Raw genomic sequence first — 12,954 nt, forward strand, 5'->3', positions numbered from 1 at the left:
ATGGGTCAGGAAAGATGCCGTTTGTCCAGTTTCCGGGCAAGCGTCCGGCGATGCATGCCCAGCCGGCGCGCCGCTTCGGAGATGTTGAAGCCGGTATCGGCCAGCGTCTGGTGAATGTGTTCCCATTCCAGCGTCTTGATCGAGGTCGGCGCGGCGGTCAGGTCGGCTTCGGGGTTGCCGTCGACCTTGGCGAAGGCCGCCTCGATTTCGTCGGTATTCGCGGGCTTGGTCAGATAGTTGGTGGCCCCCAGCTTGATCGCCTCCACCGCCGTCGCAATGCTGGCGAAACCGGTCAGCACCACGATCCGCATGGTCGGGTCGATCGCCGAGAGCGCGGAGACGCAGGCGAGACCCGATGCGCCGCCCAGCCGCAGGTCGACGACCGCATATTCGGGTTCGAAGCCGCGCGCGACATCGTCCAGCCGGTCGGGACCGCCGATCACCTCCACCGCATAGCCGCGCCGTTCGAACGAGCGGCACAGCGTGCGCGCGAACGTCGCATCGTCCTCGACGATCAGCAGGCGACGGTCGGTCATTTCGTTTTCTCCAGCGCCAGCGACTCGATCGGCAGGATCAGCGTCGTCTCCGCGCCGCCACTGTCGCGGTTCACCGCCTCGATCGTCCCCCCGAGCGGCCGCAGCACGTTGGTGGCGAGATAGAGGCCGAGGCCGGCACCCTGCCGATCCTTGCTGGTATTATAGGGTTTGCCGAGGCTGGAAAGAATACGGTCGGCAAAGCCGTTGCCGTCGTCACGCACCGTCAGCCGCAGCATCGCCCCGTCGCGTAGCGCGACCAGCGCGATATTGCGCCCGCCGGCCTCGACCGCATTGTCGAGCAGGTTGGTCAGCGCCTGTGCCAGCGCGCGATCGGCGACGATCGGCACGTCGGGACCCAGCCGGTCGTCGAACGCGGCGCGGGCAGGATCGGTGCCGCGCCAGCGGTCGAGCGTGGCGGTCAGGAAGGTGCGCAGCGTCGTCCGCGTCGGTGCCTCGCCCGTCACTTCCCCGGCTGCGAACAGGATGCCCGACACGATCTCCTTGCAGCGCGCGACCTCGGCCCGCATGTCGTCGACCTCGGCCGCGAAGCGCGGGTCGCGGCGCACCGCCGGTTCGTTCTTCCAGTCGCCCAGCAGCACCGAGATCGACGATAGCGGCGTGCCCAGTTCATGCGCCGCGCCACTCGCCAGCAGGCCCATGCGGACGATATGCTCCTCCTCGACCGCACGCTGGTGAAGTTGCGCGACCTTGGTATCGCGGTCGCGCAGATTGGCGGCGATCCGCGTCACGAACGCGACCAGCAGCGTCGCTGCCAGCACGAAATTGATCCAGTTGCCGAGCAGGAACGCATCGGACAGGCTGCTGGCATAGGTGGGGGGCAGTTGCAGCGGACGGTGGAACGGTCCCATCAGCGCAAAGGTGACGCTGGTGATCGCGACCAGTGCCCAGCTCGACCAGACGTTGAGCAGGATCGCGCCGATCACGACCTGCAACAGGTAGAGCGACACGAACGGATTGCGTGCCCCGCCCGACAGATAGAGTTGCGCGGTCAGCGCGGCGACATCGAACAGCAAAGCGGCGAACAGCGGCAGGTTGGTGTCGCTCCACCGCGATCGACGCGCGAGGGTCAGCAGGTTGAGCAGCACCAGCGCCGCGAGGACGCCCGCCATCGGTACCAGCGGCAGACGGATGCCCAGCAATCCGTCAACGACGAGGATCGTCGCCAGCTGTCCACCGACCGCCAGCCAGCGCAGCTGAACCAGCAGCAGCATGTTGCGTCCGACGCCTTCGGTCGGCGGCACATAGGGAGTCGGGGCGGCGGCGGGCTGCATCGGGCGCATGTTACGCCCGTTTGTTCGGCCGCGCGACAAACCACGTCATGCCCGCCAGCAGCGCGGCGAGACCGAACCAGGTCAGGGCATAGACCAGATGGCTGTTGCGGAACTTCACCACCGTCAGGCCGCCGCGCGGCCATGCCGTGCCCGGTGTCGCGGCGGCATCGATGAAATAGGGGGCGACGCCGGACAGGCCGCGGCTGGTCGCGATCGCGGCAACGTCGCGCGAATACCACCGGTCGGCGGCGGGATCGTTGCTGCGCAGGAAGCCGCCGCCGGGTTCGGTGACGCGCAACAGGCCGCGGACGGTGATGGTGCCTGCGGGTGGCGGAACCTTGCCGCGCTGATCGGGGGGCACGAAGCCGCGATTGACCATGACGATGAAACGCCCGGTATCGAGCGGGGTCAGCACCCAGAAGCCGCCGCCAAGCGCGGTCGCGGCCTGGGTAAAGGTATCGGCGTTGCGACGATAACGACCGGTGACGGTGACCGGCCGGTAGACGTCGTCGGTGCCGATCCGGCCCCATGCCGATGGCGGCGGGGCGGGGACGGGGAGGGAGCGCAGCATCGCTTCGGTTCGCTGGATCAGGTCCAGCTTCCATGTCCGACGCTGCAACTGCCACACCCCCAGCGCGAGGAGGCCGGTGATGACGCATCCGATCAGCGTGCCGATCAGGATGCGTCGCATGCCCCCCGGCCGGGTCACATCCCGCTCATTTCCCCGGACATCTGCGGCATCATGTTCAGGTTCATATGGTACATGACCCACAACGACCCCGACAGCACGATGACGACGAGGATGGCGGTGAAGATCAGCGCCATCAGCGTCCAGCCATTTTCCGACTTCGTGTTCATGTGCAGGAAGTAGATCATGTGCACGACGATCTGCACGATCGCGCAGATCATGACGATCGCGGCGGTGATCCGGGTATCGGCGAAGGCGTTGGTCATGACGAGCGCGAAGGGGATCGCGGTCAGTACCACCGACAGCAAGAAGCCGATGACATATTCGCGGCGCGAGCCGTGGGCGGGCGCATGGCCATGTCCGTGCGCATCGTGATGTGCGTGGCCGGCCATTACAGCACTCCCAGCAGATAGACGAAGGTGAAGACGCCGATCCAGACGACGTCGAGGAAGTGCCAGAACAGCGACAGACACATCAGGCGGCGCATATTGGCGGCACCCAGCCCGAACTTCGCGACCTGTACCATCAACGTCACCAGCCAGACGATGCCGAAGGTGACGTGCAGGCCGTGCGTGCCGACCAGCGTGAAGAAGCTGGACAGGAACGCGCTGCGCTGCGGACCGGCGCCTTCGTGGATCAGGTGGCTGAACTCGTAGAGTTCGATGCCGAGGAAGCACAGGCCGAACACGCCGGTGATGGCGAGCCAGCGCAGCGTCGCCGCCTTCTTGCCCTCTTCGGCGGCGATCATCGCGAAGCCGTAGGTGATCGACGAGAACAGCAGCATCGCGGTGTTGAGCGCGACGAGCGGCAGGTCGAACAGCTCCTTGGCGTCCGGGCCACCCGCGGTGCTGCCCGAATAGACGCCATAGGAGGCGAAGAGCATGGCGAAGATGAGACAGTCGCTCATCAGGTAGAGCCAGAAACCGAGCATCGTGCTCGATCCCGCTTCGTGCTCATGCTCCTCCGCCAGATGGAAGGCGCGCTCCGATGCGCCTGCGGGGACTTGTACCGACGAACCCATATCCTTACGCCCCCGCGGCCTGGAGGTCGGCGGTCCGCCGCGCCTCCGTCTCGATGACTTCCTCGACCGGAATGTGGAAGTCGCGCTTGTAGTTGAAGGTGTGGACGATCGCGGTGCCGATCACGGCGACGAATGCCAGCGCCGCCAGCCACCAGATGTACCAGACCATCGCCAGACCGAACACGGTCGACAGGCCGGCAAGCACGATCCCCGCCCAGGTGTTGCTCGGCATGTGGATGGCGGTGAAGCCTTCGGTCGGCCGGGCGTACTTGTGGCTCTTCATGTCGTACCATGCGTCCATGTCGTGGACGACCGGCGTGAACGCGAAGTTATAGTCGGGCGGCGGCGACGAGGTGGCCCATTCGAGGCTGCGGCCGCCCCACGGATCGCCGGTGAAGTCGCGCAGCTTGTCGCGGTTCATGATGCTGACCGCGATCTGGATCAGGAAGGCGGCGATGCCGACCGCGATGATCGCGGCACCCACGGCGGCGATCACGAACCAGATCTGGAGCGACGGATCGTCGAAGTGGCGCAGACGCCGGGTGATGCCCATCAGGCCCAGCACATAGAGCGGGGTGAACGCGACCCAGAAGCCGACGAACCAGCACCAGAAGCTGACCAGACCCCATTTCTTGTCCAGCTTGAAGCCGAACGCCTTGGGGAACCAGTAGTTGATGCCGGCGAACATCCCGAACACCACGCCGCCGATGATGACGTTGTGGAAGTGGGCGACGAGGAACAGCGAGTTGTGCAGCACGAAGTCGGCGGGCGGAACCGCCAGCAGCACGCCGGTCATGCCGCCGACCGTGAAGGTCAGCATGAATGCGATCGCCCACAGCATCGGCAGTTCGTAGCGGATGCGGCCACGATACATGGTGAACAGCCAGTTGAAGATCTTCGCGCCCGTCGGGATCGAGATGATCATCGTGGTGATGCCGAAGAACGAGTTCACGCTCGCCCCCGATCCCATGGTGAAGAAGTGGTGCAGCCACACGAGGTACGACAGGATGGTGATGACCAGCAGCGCGTAGACCATCGACGTATAGCCGAACAGCCGCTTGCCCGAGAAGGTCGACACGATTTCCGAGAACACGCCGAACGCCGGCAGGATCAGGATGTAGACTTCCGGGTGGCCCCAGATCCAGATCATGTTCACGTACATCATCGGGTTGCCGCCCAACGTGTTGGTGAAGAAGTTGGTGCCGACATAGCGGTCGAGCGACAACAGCGCGAGCACGGCGGTCAGCACCGGGAAGGCGGCCACGATCAGGATGTTGGTGACAAGCGCCGACCAGGTGAAGATCGGCATCTTCATCAGGCCCATGCCCGGCGCGCGCATCTTGACGATGGTTGCGATCAAGTTAACGCCCGATAGCAACGTGCCGACGCCGGCGAGCTGTAGCGCCCAGATATAATAATCGACGCCGACGTCGGGCGAATAATCCAGCCCCGACAGCGGCGCGAACGCCAGCCAGCCGGTGCGCGCGAATTCGCCGACGAACAGGCTGGCCATCACGATCACGACGCCCGACGCGGTCATCCAGAAGCTGAAATTGTTCAGGAACGGGAACGACACGTCGCGCGCGCCGATCTGCAAGGGCACGATGTAGTTCATCAACCCCGTGACCAGCGGCATCGCCACGAAGAAGATCATAATGACGCCGTGGGCGGTGAACACCTGGTCATAGTGATGCGAATTCAGAAAGCCTTCGTTCTGGCCGAAGGCGATCGATTGCTGGGCGCGCATCATGATCGCGTCGGCGAAGCCGCGCAGCAGCATGACGATGCCGAGGATCATGTACATGATCCCGATCCGCTTGTGATCGACCGTGGTGAACCACTCTTTCCAGAGATAGCCCCACAGCTTGAAATAGGTCAGCGCGCCGAGCACCGCCGCGCCGCCGATGGCGACCGCCGCGAAGGTCATGACGATGATCGGTTCGTGGATCGGGAAGCTTTCGATCGTGAGACGACCGAAGATCAGCTTGGTAAGGGTATCGGACATGATGTTTCTCAGCCTTGCGCCGAAGCGGGGCGGCCCGGGATCGCGGGCGGTGCGATGCGGGTCATGTTACGGTTGTTGGCGCTGCCGGGTTTGTTGCTGCCGGGTGCGGCCTTAGATCCTTCGGGGGCGTCGCCGCTGCTGTGCGGGCTGACGCCGTATTCGGACGGGGCCTTTTCGAGCGCGCCCTTGGTGTTCTGACCCTGCGGCGGCAGGCGGTTGTTGGTCGGCCCGCCCAGCGCGCCGTCGGGGCCGCCGTGGTGCATGCTTTCGGTCATGCACGGCGTGCCGGGCTTCACGCACATCTGGACGATGCGGGTGAACAGGCCCTGCTCGACGCCGCTGAAGCCCATCGGCGCGACCTTCTCGCTCGGCCGTTCCAGCACCAGATAGCGGCCGGTGTCGAGCCGGTTGGGCATCGCCTTCACGCCCGCGACGAACCGGTCGAAGCCGGCCTGGTCGGTGCTGGTCGTCTTGAAGTTCATATAGGAGAAGCCGGCACCGCTGTAATGCGCCGACATGCCGTCATAGGTGCCCGCCTTGTTCATCACCGCGTGCAACTTCGTCTCCATGCCGGGCATCGTGTAGATCATGCCGGCCATCGCGGGGACGTAGAAGGTGTTCATCACCGACGACGACGACAGGCGGAAGCGGACCTGGCGGTCGACCGGCAGGACCAGCCGGTTGACGGTCGCAATGCCCTGTTCGGGATAGATGAACAGCCATTTCCAGTCGAGCGACACGACCTGGATTTCCAGCGGCTGCTGGTTTTCCGGTACCGGCTTGCCCGCCGAAATCTGGCCGATCGGCCGATACGGATCGAGCAGGTGGGTGCTGATCCACGTGAGTGCGCCGAGCGCGATGACGATCAGCAGCGGACCCGACCAGATGACCAGTTCGAGCGCGGTCGAATGGTCCCAATCGGGTTTGTACGTCGCCTTTTCATTGGTCGCGCGATATTTCCATGCGAACCAGACGGTCAGTGCCATCACCGGAATGATGATCAGCAGCATCAGGCCGACCGAGATCATCAGGACGTCGGCTTGCTGGCGCGCGACGTCGCCGGCGGGATTGAGCACGACCATGTTGCAACCGCCGACCAGCGGCAGGGCCGCGAGGGGCAGGAGCGAGCGCAGTGGCCGATGCCACGGAATCGAGCGGGGCAGGATCATGGGGGCGACCTATGCCGAGCGATGCTGCACTGCGATAGGACATTTTGTCCTATCCCCGCGTTTGGTGCATTGCGATAACGGGCGAGCAATCAGTCTTACCGCGCCTTCGTCCGCGCAACGTTTGGAGTCCCTATGGCCGAGGCCTTCGTCCATTCCCAAGAAATCGAGGCCGATGCCCGGGCCGTCAACGCATCCCCGAACGGCGAGGCGCAGATCAGCGTCCAGTCCGAAGAGATCGCGATCGGCGTCATCATCGGGCGCACGTCGGAATTTTTCGACTTCTTCGTGTATGCGATCGCATCGGTCATCGTGTTCCCGCAGCTGGTCTTTCCGTTCGTCGATCGACTGACCGGCACGCTGTATTCGTTCGCGCTGTTCCCACTGGCGTTTTTCGCCCGCCCGCTCGGCACGCTGTTGTTCATGTGGGTCGATCGCCGGCATGGCCGCGGTACGAAGCTGACCATGGCGCTGTTCCTGCTAGGCACCGCGACGGTGGCGATGGGCTTCCTGCCCGGCTATGCCGCGGTCGGCGTGTGGTCGGCGATCCTGCTGGCGGCATTGCGCATCCTGCAGGGCATCGCGCTCGGCGGCGCGTGGGACGGTCTGGCGTCGCTGCTCGCGCTCAACGTGCCGCAAGACCGGCGCGGCTGGTACGCCATGATCCCGCAGCTCGGTGCGCCGCTCGGTTTGATGGTCGCCAGCGCGCTGTTCGCGTTCTTCACCGCCTATATGAGTGCCGAGGATTTCATCAGCTGGGGCTGGCGCTATCCGTTCTTCGTCGCGTTCGCGCTGAACGTCGTCGCGCTGTTCGCCCGGCTGCGGATCGTCGTGACGCCGGAATATACCGCGCTGTTCGAGAATCGCGAGCTGAAGGCGTCGCCGGTGCTGCCGACGGTCGGCCGTGAGTGGAAGACGATCGTGATCGGCGCGCTGGTGCCGCTGGCCAGCTTTGCGCTGTTCCACATGGTCACCGTGTTTCCGCTGTCGTGGATCCTGCTGTTCACCGAACAGGAGATTGCGCGCTTCCTGTGGATCGAGACCGCCTGCGCCGTCTTCTTCATCTTCGCGATCATTATTTCCGGCGTGCTGGCCGACCATATCGGTCGCCGGACGCTGCTCGGCATCGGTGCGGTCGCGATCGCGCTGTTCTCCGGACTGGCGCCGTTGCTGCTGAACGGTGGCGATGCCGGCGAAATCGCGTTCATGATCACCGGCTTCATCCTGCTGGGCCTGTCGTTCGGCCAGTCGTCGGGCACGGTCGCGGCGAACTTCGCCAAGGATTCGCGCTACACCGGCGCGGCGCTGACCTCGGACCTTGCATGGTTGTTCGGTGCCGGCTTCGCACCGCTGGTCGCGCTGGCGCTGGCCGACAAGCTGGGGCTGATCGCGTCGGGGCTGTACCTGTTGTCGGGTGCCGTCGGCACGCTGGCGGCGCTGGCCCTGAACAAGGAACTGGCGCGCAGGCTCGACTGACGGCCATGCTGCGCTGGATGGTGGCGGCGCTTGCGCTGGTGGCGGGACATCCCGTCGCGGCGCAGGACGCCGCCACGGTCGTTTCGGGCGAGGCGGCGTTGGCGCAGGATGCCGCCGAGGTCGCGCGCCTGCGCGGTATCGACCCGGCGACCGCGCTGGTCCTGCTGCGCAAACAGGTCGCCAGCATCGCCGCGACCGACTGGATCGACGGCCGCTATCGCGATCGGCTCGCCGGTGTCGCGATCGAGCCGGACGGCGCGGTCTCGGTGCTGCTGACCGGCAATCGACCGGTCGCGGATGGCGAGGTCCGGGCGGGCGATCTGGTCATTCCCGTCCGCTTCCGGATCGGGGCGAAATCGACCCGGGTGGAACTGCTCGACGCCCTTAACAAGCATCAGGCGGCGATCCGCGCGATTCTGACCCGCCCGCCGGCGATCGGCGTCGATGCCCGGCAGGGAGCGCTGCTGATCCAGATCGGTGCAGCCGATGCTGCCGGCGATGTCGCGGCATTGCGGCGTCGGATCGCCGAGCTGACCGGCGTGCCGATCCGGATCGCGACGACCGGGCAGCCCGATCTCGATCTTGCCGGGGAAGTGATCGGCGGATCGAGGCTGATCGGGCCGGACCCGGTCACCGGTCGCCGTTATTATTGCACGACCGGCTTCGTCGTCACCGACGGCACGCAGACCGGCATCGTCACCGCCGCCCATTGCCCCGATCAGCTCGACCATATCGGCCCCGACCGATCGGTCACGCCGACGACGTTCGTCGGGCAATGGGGCTGGGGCTTTCACGACGTACAGGTCAATGCGACGCCGCAGGCGGCCCGCCCGCTGTTCTTTGCCGACGTGGCCCGGACGCAGATCCGGATGGTCGAGGGACAGCGCAGTCGCGCCGCCACGCGGGTCGGCGATATCGTCTGCCACCGGGGCGAGAATAGCGGCTACAGCTGTGCCGAGGTGATGATGGTCGATTTCGCGCCATCGGGCGATCTATGCGGCGGGCCGTGCCTGCCGACCTGGGTCGCCGTTGCCGGGCCGGGATGTCGTGGTGGCGACAGCGGGGGGCCGGTGTTTCTGGGCAGCATCGCGATCGGGCTGTTGAAGGGCGCGAGCTATCGGCCCGACCGGTCGTGCGTCTTCTATTATTATATGTCGCTCGACTATCTGCCCGAGGGCTGGCGGTTGCTGATCGCGCCGCCGATCGTACCGCCGAACTGACTTCACATCGCGTCCGCCGCTCCCCACGTCGGGATGGATGACCGCTGCCACTTCCGTTGCCATTCCCGCCGCCACGCTGATCGTCCTGCGCGACCGATCCGATGGCCCGCCCGACATCCTGATGGTCGAACGCGCGGCAACGATGGCGTTTGCCGGCGGGGCGCTGGTGTTTCCCGGTGGCCGGATCGACGCCGGCGACCATGCGTTGGCACTGGCGATGGGCGATAGTGATCTGGCACCGCGACTGGCCGCGATCCGCGAAACGATCGAGGAGGCGGGGATCGCGATCGGCATCGCCGGCGAGGTCGAGTCGATGCGGGCCGCGCTGGCGGACGGTGCCGCGATTGCCGACCTGGGACCGGTCGATCCGACGCCGCTGGTGCCCTATGCGCGGTGGCGACCGACGCACGTGCCGGTACGGGTGTTCGACACGCATTTCTTTCTGGCGCGCTTGCCGGACCATGCGCCGGACGCGCGCGTCGACGCGACCGAGAATAGCCGCGTGCTGTGGACGACGGCGGCGGCGGCTCTGGCGGCGGCCGACCGGGGGGAGGCGACCCTGTTGTTTCCGACGCGGCGGGTGCTGGAGCGTCTGGCCGACCATGCCGATGTCGATGCCGCCTTCGCATCGGCGGCGCGCTGGCCGGTACGGACCATCACGCCATGGGTCGAAACCCGTACCGACGGGGACTGGGTCTGTATTCCCGACGATCTCGGCTATCCGGTCACCGCCGAACGGGCATCGGACGCGGTGCGGGGGTGAAGGCGCTGTCGGCAGGCATCCGGGCGCTGGTGTGGCTTGCGATCCTCGCCGCGATCGCCTTCGCGCTCTACGCCTTTGCGCGCAGCCGTCCGCAGGATGTGCCATGGACGCCGCTCGACCTGTCGCAGCCGGTCGGCATGTTCACGCGTGGGAAGATCGGTGCTTTGCGCGGCGACTTTGCCGGCTGTCGGGCGCTGCTCGATGGGGCGGGGGTGCGCTATACCGCGCTGCCGCCACGCGCGGGATCGGCGCAATGTGGCTATGACGACGCCGTGCGGATGCGCGGCGGCGGATCGCGCACCATCGCCATCACGCCCGATGTAGGCGTGTCTTGCCGGGTGGCGACCGCCATGGCGCTATGGGAGTGGCAGGTCGTGCAGCCTGCCGCGCAGAAGCATTTTGGAACGCCGGTCGCCCGGATCCAGAATTTCGGCAGCTATAATTGCCGCCGGCTCTATGGCCGCGACACCGGCGCATTCAGCGAGCACGCGACGGCGAATGCGCTGGATATCGCCGCCTTCGTTCTGGACGATGGTCGCCGGATCAGTGTCGTCGGCGACTGGACGGCGGGGAAGGGGCGCGACGACGCGGCGAAGGCGGCGTTCCTGCGCGAGGTTCGCGACGGGGCATGCGGTGTGTTCTCGACGGTACTGTCCCCCGATTACAACGCCGCCCATCGCGACCATTTCCATTTCGATCAGGCGGCACGCGGGTTCGGCGGCGCGTGCCGCTGAACCCGTCGATCGATCAGTGCATGGGCGCGCCCGCTTCGACCTTTTCGACCCATGCCGGGTAGAATGCGGGCTGGCGAAGCGACCAGCCCGATGCGGTCGCCGCCGCTTCGCTGAGCGACTGCAACAGCTTGCGCCGCAGTTCGGGATGCAGATGCGGCAGCGCCGCCGATGCGCAGAAGGCGGCGGGCAGCCAAGGCCGCGCTTCGGCACCGACCAGCCGTTCGTACAGGAAGCGATAGGCACCGAACGTCGTCAGTCGTCCCTGACCCAGATCGAAGGCGGTGACCATCAGCAGCGGCGTCATGAACGGCTCGGTCGCATCAAGGCCGCTGTCTTCGGGGATGCAGGCACGGATATCGGGCAGGCGGTCGTAGATGCGGGCCTGTGCGCGGATGCTGGCGGCCTCCACGACGTCGCGCGACCAGCGCCGCATCGCGTCGTCCCGGTCGAGGCCGATATCCAGCGAGCGCCGGATGTAACGCTGTGTCGCCGACGAAAACGTCGCGAATTCCTTCATTTCGGCCAGCGTCATCGCCCCCTCGGCTGGTCTGCGTGCAATCGCCATCATCAACTCCCCGCCCAATTAGCCAACGACCGGATGTTACGCGGAAACGGTTAACAGCTTGCTGAACGAACGTGGCGTAACCCGGCCGACGACACATCCGATCATGTCGGGTGCTGCATTGCAACATCATTGTCATGCGGCTCGTCGCATCGGCGCGAACCCGACGAAGCGTTGGAATGGTGAACGGAGGAGCAGGAAATCGCCGTGTGGATCGGTTCCTCTGCCAGTCATCGCCGCCGAAACACGCTTCGTCCGAATTGGTTCCCGATTGGCCGGGCACGGGGTTCCCGTGGCCACCAAACCCTGCTTCATGCCGCTCACGATATTCGTTGGGCCGTGGGGATCAGATGAATTTTGGTGCTTTGGCAGCGCGTTTTGCGCTGGTGGTTTCGTGCGCCCTGGCGATGGTGGCCCCGGCGCAGGCCCGGTTCTGGCAATGCGCCCCCTATGCCCGCGAAATCTCGGGCGTCGAAATTTTCGGCAACGCCCATACCTGGTGGGGTCAGGCCGCCGGCAAGTACGAACGCGGCCATGCCCCGAAGGAAGGCGCGGTCCTGTCGTTCGCCGCCACGTCGAAGATGCGCTTCGGTCATGTCGCCATGGTGTCGAAGGTCGTCAGCGATCGCGAAGTGCTGCTCACCCATGCCAACTGGTCGCAGCGCGGCGGCATCGAACGCGATGTCCGCGCGGTCGACGTGTCGGCGGCGGGTGACTGGAGCGAAGTGAAGGTATGGTTCGGTCCGCTCGGCGGGCTCGGCACCTCCGCCTATCCGGCGAACGGCTTCATCTATGCCGGCCACGCCCCTGCGCCCGCCGAATTCGCCGCGCCGATGGAAATCGCCAAGGTCGATCCGCCGGCCCCGACCGGTGGGGCGAGCATCCAGCCGCAGCACGCCCGGCAGGTCGTCGCCCTCAACGACTGATCCCTCCACCGAACTTCGACGAACGGTCCGCCGTACCGACAGGTATTGCGGGCCGTTCGTCGTTTCAGGCCGGGCGGAAGGTCATCGCCGCGCCGTTCATGCAATAGCGTTTGCCGGTCGGCTTGGGGCCGTCGTCGAACACATGGCCGAGATGCCCGCCGCAGCGCGCGCACCGCACTTCGGTCCGGGTCATCAGCATCGAACGATCGGTCGCGGTCGCCACCGCGCCGTTCAGCGGTGCGTAGAAGCTGGGCCAGCCGGTCCCGCTTTCGAACTTGGTCGTCGACGCGAACAGCGGATGGCCGCACCCGGCGCATGCAAACTGTCCCGTGCGCTTCTCGCCGTTCAGCGGGCTGCTATAGGGGCGCTCGGTTCCTTCCTCCCGCAACACATTATATTGCGCGGGTGTCAGGCGGGCCTTCCATTGTGCATCGGTCAGCCTGAACGGAAAACCGGGCGCGGCCTCGCTCGTCTCGGGCGCGCAGCCGATCAGGGCGGCAAGTCCCGATAATCCGGTCAGTTCCAGCAGGCGGCGGCGATCGATCGACATGGAAATTCCTTTCGA

14 protein-coding genes are annotated in these 12,954 nt (G+C 65.9%); 5 read left to right on the forward strand and 9 right to left on the reverse strand.

Going from position 1 to position 12,954, the window contains the following annotated elements; genetic code table 11:
• Positions 1 to 5: 5 nt before the first annotated feature.
• The 7 genes from ASE70_RS11315 to cyoA are packed head-to-tail and all read right to left on the reverse strand — an operon-like array spanning position 6 to position 6,711.
• On the reverse strand, positions 6 to 536 hold the full coding sequence (locus ASE70_RS11315; RefSeq protein WP_056394433.1) for a response regulator transcription factor: 531 nt from the start codon (positions 534 to 536) through the stop codon (positions 6 to 8).
• A complete protein-coding gene (locus ASE70_RS11320) occupies positions 533 to 1,828 on the reverse strand; it encodes an ATP-binding protein (protein ID WP_056504990.1) in 1,296 nt (431 codons plus the stop codon). Before ASE70_RS11320 ends, ASE70_RS11315 begins: the two co-directional genes overlap by 4 nt.
• A gap of 10 nt (positions 1,829 to 1,838) precedes the next feature.
• Positions 1,839 to 2,519, reverse strand: coding sequence for an SURF1 family protein (locus tag ASE70_RS11325; protein ID WP_056394436.1), 681 nt, complete (start codon positions 2,517 to 2,519; stop codon positions 1,839 to 1,841).
• A gap of 14 nt (positions 2,520 to 2,533) precedes the next feature.
• Positions 2,534 to 2,908: a cytochrome o ubiquinol oxidase subunit IV gene (gene cyoD, locus ASE70_RS11330; protein WP_056504817.1), complete on the reverse strand. Its 375-nt coding sequence runs from the start codon at positions 2,906 to 2,908 to the stop codon at positions 2,534 to 2,536.
• Positions 2,908 to 3,537: a cytochrome o ubiquinol oxidase subunit III gene (gene cyoC, locus ASE70_RS11335; protein WP_055996231.1), complete on the reverse strand. Its 630-nt coding sequence runs from the start codon at positions 3,535 to 3,537 to the stop codon at positions 2,908 to 2,910. Before cyoC ends, cyoD begins: the two co-directional genes overlap by 1 nt.
• A gap of 4 nt (positions 3,538 to 3,541) precedes the next feature.
• Positions 3,542 to 5,542 (reverse strand): cytochrome o ubiquinol oxidase subunit I, encoded by a 2,001-nt coding sequence (gene cyoB / locus ASE70_RS11340; RefSeq protein WP_082450990.1) that lies wholly within the window; start codon positions 5,540 to 5,542, stop codon positions 3,542 to 3,544.
• An 8-nt stretch (positions 5,543 to 5,550) separates the two neighbouring features.
• Positions 5,551 to 6,711 (reverse strand): ubiquinol oxidase subunit II, encoded by a 1,161-nt coding sequence (gene cyoA, locus ASE70_RS11345; protein WP_200925630.1) that lies wholly within the window; start codon positions 6,709 to 6,711, stop codon positions 5,551 to 5,553.
• A gap of 132 nt (positions 6,712 to 6,843) precedes the next feature.
• Between cyoA and ASE70_RS11350 the strand changes: the two genes are divergently transcribed.
• Genes ASE70_RS11350 through ASE70_RS11365 form a run of 4 tightly spaced genes read left to right on the forward strand, consistent with a single transcriptional unit; the run spans position 6,844 to position 10,901 of the window.
• Entirely contained in the window at positions 6,844 to 8,184 is a 1,341-nt protein-coding gene (locus ASE70_RS11350; protein WP_056394448.1) for an MFS transporter, read from the forward strand.
• A 5-nt stretch (positions 8,185 to 8,189) separates the two neighbouring features.
• A complete protein-coding gene (locus ASE70_RS11355; protein ID WP_235519845.1) occupies positions 8,190 to 9,404 on the forward strand; it encodes a S1 family peptidase in 1,215 nt (404 codons plus the stop codon).
• A 37-nt stretch (positions 9,405 to 9,441) separates the two neighbouring features.
• Positions 9,442 to 10,167: an NUDIX hydrolase gene (locus ASE70_RS11360; RefSeq protein WP_056504822.1), complete on the forward strand. Its 726-nt coding sequence runs from the start codon at positions 9,442 to 9,444 to the stop codon at positions 10,165 to 10,167.
• A complete protein-coding gene (locus ASE70_RS11365) occupies positions 10,164 to 10,901 on the forward strand; it encodes an extensin-like domain-containing protein (protein ID WP_056504825.1) in 738 nt (245 codons plus the stop codon). Before ASE70_RS11360 ends, ASE70_RS11365 begins: the two co-directional genes overlap by 4 nt.
• 13 nt (positions 10,902 to 10,914) lie before the next feature.
• On the opposite strand, the gene ASE70_RS11370 is transcribed toward ASE70_RS11365, so the two are convergent.
• Positions 10,915 to 11,466 carry a hypothetical protein gene (locus ASE70_RS11370; RefSeq protein WP_056395575.1) on the reverse strand — a complete coding sequence of 184 codons (552 nt, stop codon included), beginning with the start codon at positions 11,464 to 11,466 and terminating at the stop codon, positions 10,915 to 10,917.
• Between the two features lie 347 nt (positions 11,467 to 11,813).
• On the opposite strand from ASE70_RS11370, the gene ASE70_RS11375 reads away from it, so the two are divergent.
• Positions 11,814 to 12,389 carry a CHAP domain-containing protein gene (locus tag ASE70_RS11375; protein ID WP_056504830.1) on the forward strand — a complete coding sequence of 192 codons (576 nt, stop codon included), beginning with the start codon at positions 11,814 to 11,816 and terminating at the stop codon, positions 12,387 to 12,389.
• Between the two features lie 64 nt (positions 12,390 to 12,453).
• On the opposite strand, the gene msrB is transcribed toward ASE70_RS11375, so the two are convergent.
• Positions 12,454 to 12,939 carry a peptide-methionine (R)-S-oxide reductase MsrB gene (gene msrB / locus ASE70_RS11380; protein WP_056504834.1) on the reverse strand — a complete coding sequence of 162 codons (486 nt, stop codon included), beginning with the start codon at positions 12,937 to 12,939 and terminating at the stop codon, positions 12,454 to 12,456.
• Positions 12,940 to 12,954 lie beyond the last annotated feature (15 nt).

Source organism: Sphingomonas sp. Leaf22 (genome assembly GCF_001421715.1).
Lineage (GTDB): Bacteria > Pseudomonadota > Alphaproteobacteria > Sphingomonadales > Sphingomonadaceae > Sphingomonas.

What these genes read in the sequence shown, in the direction of transcription:
- ASE70_RS11315 (WP_056394433.1), bottom strand. Translation starts at nt 536, where the DNA reads ATGACCGACCGTCGCCTGCTGATCGTCGAGGACGATGCGACGTTCGCG.
- ASE70_RS11320 (WP_056504990.1), bottom strand. Translation starts at nt 1,828, where the DNA reads ATGCAGCCCGCCGCCGCCCCGACTCCCTATGTGCCGCCGACCGAAGGC.
- ASE70_RS11325 (WP_056394436.1), bottom strand. Translation starts at nt 2,519, where the DNA reads ATGCGACGCATCCTGATCGGCACGCTGATCGGATGCGTCATCACCGGC.
- cyoD (WP_056504817.1), bottom strand. Translation starts at nt 2,908, where the DNA reads ATGGCCGGCCACGCACATCACGATGCGCACGGACATGGCCATGCGCCC.
- cyoC (WP_055996231.1), bottom strand. Translation starts at nt 3,537, where the DNA reads ATGGGTTCGTCGGTACAAGTCCCCGCAGGCGCATCGGAGCGCGCCTTC.
- cyoB (WP_082450990.1), bottom strand. Translation starts at nt 5,542, where the DNA reads ATGTCCGATACCCTTACCAAGCTGATCTTCGGTCGTCTCACGATCGAA.
- cyoA (WP_200925630.1), bottom strand. Translation starts at nt 6,711, where the DNA reads ATGATCCTGCCCCGCTCGATTCCGTGGCATCGGCCACTGCGCTCGCTC.
- ASE70_RS11350 (WP_056394448.1), top strand. Translation starts at nt 6,844, where the DNA reads ATGGCCGAGGCCTTCGTCCATTCCCAAGAAATCGAGGCCGATGCCCGG.
- ASE70_RS11355 (WP_235519845.1), top strand. Translation starts at nt 8,190, where the DNA reads ATGCTGCGCTGGATGGTGGCGGCGCTTGCGCTGGTGGCGGGACATCCC.
- ASE70_RS11360 (WP_056504822.1), top strand. Translation starts at nt 9,442, where the DNA reads ATGACCGCTGCCACTTCCGTTGCCATTCCCGCCGCCACGCTGATCGTC.
- ASE70_RS11370 (WP_056395575.1), bottom strand. Translation starts at nt 11,466, where the DNA reads ATGGCGATTGCACGCAGACCAGCCGAGGGGGCGATGACGCTGGCCGAA.
- ASE70_RS11375 (WP_056504830.1), top strand. Translation starts at nt 11,814, where the DNA reads ATGAATTTTGGTGCTTTGGCAGCGCGTTTTGCGCTGGTGGTTTCGTGC.
- msrB (WP_056504834.1), bottom strand. Translation starts at nt 12,939, where the DNA reads ATGTCGATCGATCGCCGCCGCCTGCTGGAACTGACCGGATTATCGGGA.